At 61.9% G+C, this 8248-nt stretch carries 6 protein-coding genes and 2 pseudogenes; 1 reads left to right on the forward strand and 7 read right to left on the reverse strand.

Annotation, left to right across the window (positions count from 1 at the left end):
- Nucleotides 1-67 precede the first annotated feature (67 nt).
- Nucleotides 68-959: pseudogene (locus HT737_RS07020) on the reverse strand (AraC family transcriptional regulator N-terminal domain-containing protein).
- A 190-nt stretch (nt 960-1149) separates the two neighbouring features.
- Here HT737_RS07020 and HT737_RS07025 point away from each other — a divergent pair.
- Nucleotides 1150-2202 carry an NAD(P)-dependent alcohol dehydrogenase gene (locus HT737_RS07025; protein WP_041069261.1) on the forward strand — a complete coding sequence of 351 codons (1053 nt, stop codon included), beginning with the start codon at nt 1150-1152 and terminating at the stop codon, nt 2200-2202.
- Here the strand turns inward: HT737_RS07025 and HT737_RS07030 are convergent.
- The 6 genes and pseudogenes from HT737_RS07030 to HT737_RS07055 form a co-directional block, all read right to left on the reverse strand.
- Nucleotides 2199-3002: an IclR family transcriptional regulator gene (locus HT737_RS07030; RefSeq protein WP_041069258.1), complete on the reverse strand. Its 804-nt coding sequence runs from the start codon at nt 3000-3002 to the stop codon at nt 2199-2201. The two genes, HT737_RS07025 and HT737_RS07030, sit on opposite strands and share 4 nt — an antisense overlap.
- 60 nt (nt 3003-3062) lie before the next feature.
- Nucleotides 3063-4367, reverse strand: a pseudogene (locus tag HT737_RS07035) (MFS transporter).
- 180 nt (nt 4368-4547) lie between these two features.
- On the reverse strand, nt 4548-5696 hold the full coding sequence (gene dgoD, locus HT737_RS07040; RefSeq protein ID WP_007961968.1) for a galactonate dehydratase: 1149 nt from the start codon (nt 5694-5696) through the stop codon (nt 4548-4550).
- Between the two features lie 48 nt (nt 5697-5744).
- On the reverse strand, nt 5745-6365 hold the full coding sequence (locus HT737_RS07045) for a 2-dehydro-3-deoxy-6-phosphogalactonate aldolase (RefSeq protein WP_041069252.1): 621 nt from the start codon (nt 6363-6365) through the stop codon (nt 5745-5747).
- A 19-nt stretch (nt 6366-6384) separates the two neighbouring features.
- Nucleotides 6385-7374, reverse strand: a complete 990-nt coding sequence (locus HT737_RS07050) for a 2-dehydro-3-deoxygalactonokinase (protein WP_182401981.1) — start codon at nt 7372-7374, stop codon at nt 6385-6387.
- Nucleotides 7375-7575: 201 nt separating this feature from the next.
- On the reverse strand, nt 7576-8055 hold the full coding sequence (locus tag HT737_RS07055) for a GNAT family N-acetyltransferase (protein ID WP_047295620.1): 480 nt from the start codon (nt 8053-8055) through the stop codon (nt 7576-7578).
- Between the last annotated feature and the right edge of the window lie 193 nt (nt 8056-8248).

Genomic DNA, 8248 nt, shown 5'->3' on the forward strand with positions numbered 1-8248 from the left:
TGGACATTTGGCAGCGTGGATCACCGCCATCGCTGGCAAGCCAGCTCCCACAGGGTTACGCAAACTCTCAGGCCACGCGCTCCTCGCCCGGACTGCGCTCGAAGTAGCGCTTGTACTCACGACTGAACTGCGACGTGCTCTGATACCCCACCCGATGCGCCACTTGCGCCACGCCCAGGCCTTCAGCGACCAGCAAGGTCTGCGCCTTGAGCAGGCGCAGGCGCTTGAGATACTGCACCGGCGACAACAGCGTGCTGCGCTTGAAGTGCTCGTGAAAGGACGAAACGCTCATGTTCGCGCAACTGGCCAACGTCTCGACATTCAGCGGCTCGGTGTAATGCGCATGCAGATGGCTGATCGACGCCGCGACCCGGGCGAACTGCCCCTGCTGTTCGACCAGTGCGCGCAACACATCGGCCTGCGGCCCGCGCAACGCAGTGAACAACAATTCGCGGACCCGCGCCGGCCCCAGAATCTGCCGTTCCAGCGGATCGTGCAGGCAACGCAGCAAGCGTTCGACACAGCCGCGCATGTCATCGTCGAGCACCACCGAGGTCATCGACTCCGGTGTCTGCGCCGGAATGTGCCGCCCCCGGCGCCAGCCCCATGGCCAGCACCAGTTCGCCGAGCAACACCCGGTCGATGGCCACCGAGACACCCAGCAACGGCGCATCCGGCAGGGCAAAGGTTTCGCACTCGAACGGCACCGGCAGCGCCTGAATCAGGTAGTGCCCGGCGCCATATTCCATGGTGCGCGGGCCGAGGAACGCCAGTTTGCTGCCTTGGGCGATGATCATCAGGCTCGGCTCATAAATGTGCGGGCCACGCGCGACGTCGCAACTGGCGCGCAACACCTGCACACCGGGTAACCCGGTCTGGCTGTAACCGTCGCAAAGCGCCAGCGGCTCGATCAGCGAAACCAGCGTGGCATTGGCATCAAGGTGGCGGGTCAACTGCATCGGAGGGGTCTTCAAAAAAGTCACGGAAAAAGGCATGCAAGCATCATCGCAGATCCTTTTGCCACTGCGCTTGCCCAGACCTGCATGCCGGAGGATTAGGCATGAGACCCGGAGGAATCGTCATGGCCGCAGCGGCAGTCGGCGCCCAAAATGCGCCACCTCACCTGTCACTGCTTCTGCGAGGTTTCTCATGTACACCGCTATCGGTTATGCCGCTCAATCGGCCACCACTCCCCTCGCCCCGATGAAATTCGAACGCCGCAGCCCGCGCGCCGACGACGTGGCGATCGAGATTCTGTACTGCGGCGTCTGCCACTCCGACATCCACCAGGCGCGCAACGAATGGGGCATCGCCGTGTATCCGTTGATGCCCGGCCACGAAATCGTCGGCAAAGTCACCGCCATCGGTGCCAACGTCACTCAACATAAAGTCGGCGACCTGGTCGGTGTCGGCTGCATGGTCGACTCTTGCCGCACCTGCGCCGCCTGCCAGCAGAACCTCGAGCAATACTGCCTCGAAGGCCCGACCATGACCTACGCCACCCCGGACCGGGTCGACGGCAGCAACACCATGGGCGGTTATTCGGACAGCATCGTGGTCAGCGAGCACTTCGTGGTGCGCATTCCGGAAAAACTGGATCTGGCCAGCGCCGCGCCGATCCTCTGCGCCGGCATCACCACCTACTCACCGCTCAAGCACTACGGGGTCAAGGCCGGCGACAAGGTCGGGATTCTCGGCATGGGCGGCCTCGGCCACATGGGCATCAAGTTCGCCAAGGCGATGGGCGCGGAAGTCACGCTGTTCACCCGTTCAGCGAGCAAGGCCGAAGAAGGTCGTCGTCAGGGCGCCGATCATGTGATCGTCTCCACCGATGCCGAGCAAATGGCTGCCGCTGCGGGCCGTTTCGACTTCCTGCTGGACACCATTCCGGTGCAGCACGACCTCAACCCGTACCTGCAAACCCTGCGCTTTGATGGCGTGCACATTCTGGTCGGCCTGATCGAACCGATCGATCCGCCCGTGCACGCCGCCAACCTGGTGCTGGGCCGTCGAGTCCTGGCCGGCTCGTTGATCGGCGGTATTGCCGAAACCCAGGAAGTGCTGGATTTCTGCGCCGAGCACAACATCACCTGCGACATCGAAATGCTCGACATCCGTCAGATCAACGAAGCTTACGCGCGGATGATTGCCGGTGACGTGAAGTACCGCTTCGTGATCGACATGGCGACCTTGAAGCTTTAAACCTTCAAGCCAAGCTCCGCCGAGAGCCGGGCTGTGACCCCTTTGATCAGGGGAATCAGCTCGGCCATTTTTTCCAGCGGCATGTACGGCACGGTGCTGGCGATGCTGATCGCCGCGACAATGCGCTTGCTCGCATCGCGAATCGGCGCCGCCACGCAGCGGATCGACGGTTCGTTGTCCTCCAGATCGAAGGCATAGCCGCCGGCCACGTACTCGGTCATACGCTGCTCGAGCTGTTCCCACGATTGCTGGGGATGCTGCGGCCAGAACTGACTTTTCCCACCCGCCGGCAGGCTGATGTCGTACAGGCGCTGCCAATCCTGCGGCGCATCATCGAGCATCAACGCCTTGCCGATCCCGGTGCGCGCCAACGGCATGCGGTGGCCGACACGCGAACGCATTTCCGGGCCGTTGCGCCCCGGATTCTTCAGCAGGTACAAGACCTCGTCGCCTTCGCGAATGCCCAGGTGCACGGTGTCGCCAGTCAGCGCCGACAACTCGTCCAGATACGGCCCGGCCAGACTCACCAGCGGCAACTCTTCACGCGCCTGAAACCCCAGCTCGATCAGCTTCGGCCCCAGCAGATAGCCGATTTGCGGCACTACGCGCAAATAGCGCTCGTCCACCAGGCAACTGGCCAGACGATGGGTGGTGCTGCGCGTGGTGCCGATCAGCCGGGCAATCTCTTTCAGATCGCGGGCGCCACTGGCCACCGCGTGCACCACACCCAGGCCGCGAAGCAGCGTCTGGGTGCCGGTGGGTGCGGCGTCCTTGGTTTTTTCCGGGGCGTCTTCCTGCATATCCAGCCTTTACCGTTGAGCGAGGGAACGGGCGGCATTATGGTCGCCCGACGCAGACGACTACAACTCGATACGCTCGACCTTGCCCACCAGCAGCACGTAGGACAATGCACCGACCAGCGCCAGAACCGCGATGTAAGTAATCGCCGGGGCGAACGAATCACCGCTGGCGAGGAAACCGATGACAATCGGCGTGGCAATTGCCGACAGGTTGCCGATGAAGTTGAACACCCCGCCGGTCAGCCCCAGCAAACGCGCCGGAGCGAGGGTCGAGACCAGCGACCAAGTGATCGAGGCCAGCCCGTTACCGAAAAATGCCAGCGCCAGGAAGGCGATCACCAGCGGTGTCGATTCAACGAAATTGGCACCGATGATCGAGGTGGAAATCAGCAGTCCGCCAATGATCGGCAACTTGCGCGCAAAGCCCACGCTGCAGCCACGGCGAATCAACAAGTCGGAGAAGAACCCCGAACACAGCACGCCAATGAACGCGGCAAGAAACGGCAGCGACGCCAACAGGCCGGATTTGATGAAGTCCATACCGCGATATTTCACCAGATAGGTCGGAAACCACGTCAGGAAGAACCACAGCGTCGAGTTCAGACAGAACTCGCCGAGGTAGATGCCCCACAATTTGCGTTTGCTCAGGACGATGCCGAGATCGGTCCAGCTGAACGAGGCCTTGGTTGCTTGCGCTTGAATGTCTACCAGTCCGCCACCCTCGCGGATCAGGTCGATCTCCGCGTTGTTGGCGCCCTTGAAATCTCGCGGTTCGCGATACACCGCGTACCAGATCGCCGCCCAGATGATGCCCGCCGCACCGGTCGCAACAAACACCATGTGCCAACCGAATTCATGTTGCAGCCAGGCCAGCACCGGGGTCAGAAACGCCAGGCCGACAAACTGCCCGGAGGTGTAGAAACCAATCGCCGTGGCCCGCTCGCGCTCGGGAAACTAGGTGGTGACCACGCGGCTGTTGATCGGATAGGCCGGCGCTTCCAGCGCGCCGACCGCCATGCGCAGCACGAACAGCGCAATGAAACTCGCGGCGAAGCCGAGCAGCACCGTGGCCAGCGACCACAGCAGCAGCGCGACGCTGTAGAGGATGCGCGGTGGCACGCGATCCACCAGCCAGCCGCCGGGGATCTGCATCGCAGCGTAGGTCCAGCCGAATGCGGAGAAAATCAGCCCGACGTGAACCGGATCGATGCCCAGTTCGCTGGTCAGCGCGGGCGCGGCAATCGACAGGTTGCTCCGGTCGAGGTAGTTGATGACCACGGTGATGAACAGCAGCACCATGATGAAAAACCGCTTGCGGCTAGGCGTGACTAAAGACGCCTGCCCGGTGAGGGTTTGCGTTGGCATGGGGGGTGCCTCTTTTTATGATTATTTGAGGTCATTGACGCCATCTCCCATCCATGGAGATCAACACTGTGGGAGCGAGCCTGCTCGCGAAAGCGTCGGGTCAGTCACATCGATGTCGGATGTGACATAGCATTCGCGAGCAGGCTCGCTCCCACAGGGGGACACAGGTGATTCAGGGACTCACCACTCGGCAAAACTGCCATCGGCATGGCGCCAGATCGGATTGCGCCAGCGATGGCCGACGGCGGCACGCTCGATCACGTATTCCTCGTTGATCTCGATACCCAGCCCCGGCCCGTTCGGAATCTTCACGAAGCCTTGGTCGTAATCGAACACCCGCGGATCCTTCACGTAGTCGAGCAAGTCGTTGCTCTCGTTGTAATGGATACCCAGGCTCTGCTCCTGGATAAACGCGTTGTAACAAGCAGCGTCGAGTTGCAGACACGCCGCCAGCGCAATCGGCCCCAGCGGGCAATGCAGCGCCAGCGCCACGTCGTAGGCTTCGGCCATGTTGGCGATCTTGCGGGTTTCGGTGATGCCGCCGGCGTGGGAGGCATCCGGCTGGATGATGTCGACATAGCCTTCGCTCAACACCCGTTTAAAGTCCCAGCGCGAGAACAGCCGCTCACCGAGGGCAATCGGCGTGCTGGTCAACGGCGCCAGCTCCTTCAGCGCCTCATAGTTTTCGCTGAGCACCGGCTCCTCGATGAACATCAGTTTGTACGGGTCGAGCTCCTTCATCAGCACCTTGGCCATCGGCTTGTGCACCCGACCGTGGAAGTCGACACCGATGCCGACGTTCGGCCCGACCGCATCGCGCACGGCGGCGACATTGGCCAGGGCCAGATCGACTTTCTCGAAGGAGTCGAGGAACTGCAGCTCTTCGGTGCCGTTCATTTTCACCGCCGTAAAACCACGGCTTACCGCCTCTTTGGCGGCACGCGCGGTGTCGGCCGGACGATCGCCACCGATCCACGAATACACGCGGATCTTGTCGCGCACCTGACCGCCCAGCAGATCGCTGACCGACACGCCAAGGGCCTTGCCCTTGATGTCCCACAGCGCCTGGTCGATACCGGCCAGCGCACTCATGTGGATCGCGCCGCCGCGGTAGAAGCCGCCGCGGTACAGCACGGTCCAGATGTCCTCGATATTGCGTGGGTCTTTGCCGATCAGGTAGTCGGACAGTTCCTCGACGGCGGCCGCGACGGTGTGGGCGCGGCCTTCGACTACAGGCTCGCCCCAACCGGTCACGCCCTCATCGGTTTCGACCTTGAGGAAGCACCAGCGCGGCGGGACGATGAAGGTGGTGAGTTTGGTGATTTTCATCTGCTTGTCTCTCTTGTTAGATGCAGCGCACGCAGCGCCGGATAAATCTCAGCGAAGGGCTTTCCACGCGGCCACGTAGGCTTTGGCATTGGCCGCCACTTGCTCAACCGTCATGCCCGGTTTGAACAGGCCGGAACCGAGGCCGAAACCTTTTACGCCGGCGTCGATGAACGCTTGCATGTTGTCCGGGGTGATTCCGCCAACCGGCGCCAGCACCGTCCCGGAAGGCAACACCGCGAGCCAAGCCTTGACCACTGCCGGGCCCATCTGCTCGGCCGGGAACAGCTTGAGAATGTCCGCGCCCTCCTCCAGCGCCGCGAAGGCTTCGGTCGGCGTGGCGACACCCGGCGACAGATACAGCCCCGCCGCTTTCGCTGCTCGCAGTACCTTGGCATCGCTGTGCGGCATGACGATCACCTGGCCGCCAGCCTCTTTCACCAGTTCGACCTGCTCCGGGGTCAACACCGTACCGGCACCGATCAGGCAGTCGGCGGGCAAGGTCTGACGCAGGATGCGGATACTTTCATACGGCGACGGGGAATTGAGCGGTACTTCGATGACGCGAAATCCGGCGGCATACAGGACTTCTCCGACAGCTGCGGCTTCCTGCGGATGCAGTCCACGCAGAATCGCGATCAGACCGTTTTGTGCCAGTGCTTGCTTGAGCATGTCAGGCCTCCAGTCAGGGTTAACGGGATGAGGAATCGAGCAGCCCGGCGGCCAGCGCCAGTTGCCACAGGCCACGCTCGGTGGCCTGCTCGGCCAGCGTGACGCGAGCGAAACCGCAGGCCTCGAGCGCACGGCCGTAACGGGCGCAGAGTTGCGCGTTGCCAATAAGGATGATTGCGGGCAGGTGCACGCTGTGGCGCCGACGCCGCTGCACGGCGGCAAGCGCCACCAGTTCATGGCCGATCATCAGCCCGGACAGGTAATCCGCTTGCGCCGTCGGGACCAGTTCGCCGGTCAGGCCCAAGGTGCGGGCACTGAATAATGTGGAGAGCACACCCAGTTCGCCGTCCGCCGACAGCGCCACTTGCACGCCACGGTCAAACGCCAGCCCGTCGAACGCTGCACCCTGTTGCTGGGTACGCCCGAGAATGCTGTGTTCACTGAGCACGGCGAACACTTCGCCGGTCATGAACGTATCGAAATGCGTGATGCAGCCGTCGATCACTTCCACCCACTTGGAATGGCTGCCCGGCAGACCGATCAACAGATCGCCGCCCGCCTCGGCCGGCAAGTTCTGCAGCACGCCGAGGACTTGGGTTTCTTCACCGCGCATGACATTGGGCAGACGAGAGCGCTGGATCACGCCCGGCACGATATGCACCCGTGTGCCGCGCAGACTGACCAGCGTTTGCAGGGAGTTTCCGAGATTGGCGACGTTTGCCGGCGTCTCGCAGTAAGCCGCTTCGCGCCAGCCTTGAGCGCTGCCCACCATGCCGCAGGCGATCACCGGCAGATCCGGCTGCGCATCGAGCCAGTCGCCACACGCCTCTTCGAAGGCCAGTTCAAAACCGTCGGTGCATTCACCACCGTTGATGACTCGCGGCGCCTTCGGTAACTGCATGATCCCGAACGACAGCGCACGCTGCTCCAGCACTACTGCGCCCGCTGCGAGTTTGTAAGCACGTAATGAGGTCGTCCCCCAATCGAGCGCGATCAATTGCGCTTGCATCGCATCACCTGTTTTGTTTTTGGCAGTGAGTGCGACGGACTATAAACCTTGGCGCAGACAAATCTCAATATATAAATATCGCTCCCACATTGTGGGATGAACCCAAAAAAAGATCGCAGCCTTCGGCAGCTCCTGCAGAGGATGATCAATCTTCTGTAGGAGGGGGCTGCCGAAAGCTGCGATCTTTTCCTGAGGGATCAACTACCCCTCGGCAAACTCCCGCAACACCTTGCCATCCATGCGATAGCGCACCCACTCTTCCTGCGGCTGCGCACCAAGGGATTTGTAGAATTCGATGGCCGGGGTGTTCCAGTCCAGCACACTCCATTCGAAGCGGCCGCAGTCGTTGTCGCAGGCGATTTTCGCCAGATGCCGCAGCAGGGTTTTACCGGCACCGCCGCCGCGTTGTTCGGGAGTGATGTAGAGGTCTTCGAGGTACAGGCAGTTGCTGCCGAGCCACGTCGAATAGCTGAAGAAGAACACCGCGAAACCGATTGGCATACCGTCACGCAGGCAGATCAGGCCATGGGCCGTGGCGCCTTCACTGAACAGGCTGCGCTCGATATCGGTGACGCTGGCGATCACTTCGTGGCGGGCCTTTTCGAAATCTGCCAGTTCGGTGATGAAGGCGAGGATTTGCGGCGCATCGCTGGGGGTCGCCGGGCGGATTTCGATCGTCATGAACGGGCCTTGTCGGAAAAGGGAAAGCGCCATACTAAAGCCGTGGGCAGCGCTCGTCACATTCAATACCTGGTACAGAACCTTGCGGTGAGGGGATTTATCCCCGATGGGGTGCGCAGCAGCCTTGAAAAAGGGGGAGTGCTTCGCGCTCCATCGGGGATAAAATCCCCTCCACCACAGGAAGTATCATGGG

Origin of the sequence: Pseudomonas sp. MD195_PC81_125 (genome assembly GCF_014060985.1) — a bacterium.
GTDB lineage: Bacteria > Pseudomonadota > Gammaproteobacteria > Pseudomonadales > Pseudomonadaceae > Aquipseudomonas > Aquipseudomonas parakoreensis.

Coding starts and splice junctions, on each gene's coding strand:
- HT737_RS07025 (WP_041069261.1), top strand. CDS start 1,150: ATGTACACCGCTATCGGTTATGCCGCTCAATCGGCCACCACTCCCCTC.
- HT737_RS07050 (WP_182401981.1), bottom strand. CDS start 7,374: ATGCAAGCGCAATTGATCGCGCTCGATTGGGGGACGACCTCATTACGT.
- HT737_RS07030 (WP_041069258.1), bottom strand. CDS start 3,002: ATGCAGGAAGACGCCCCGGAAAAAACCAAGGACGCCGCACCCACCGGC.
- HT737_RS07055 (WP_047295620.1), bottom strand. CDS start 8,055: ATGACGATCGAAATCCGCCCGGCGACCCCCAGCGATGCGCCGCAAATC.
- HT737_RS07045 (WP_041069252.1), bottom strand. CDS start 6,365: ATGCTCAAGCAAGCACTGGCACAAAACGGTCTGATCGCGATTCTGCGT.
- dgoD (WP_007961968.1), bottom strand. CDS start 5,696: ATGAAAATCACCAAACTCACCACCTTCATCGTCCCGCCGCGCTGGTGC.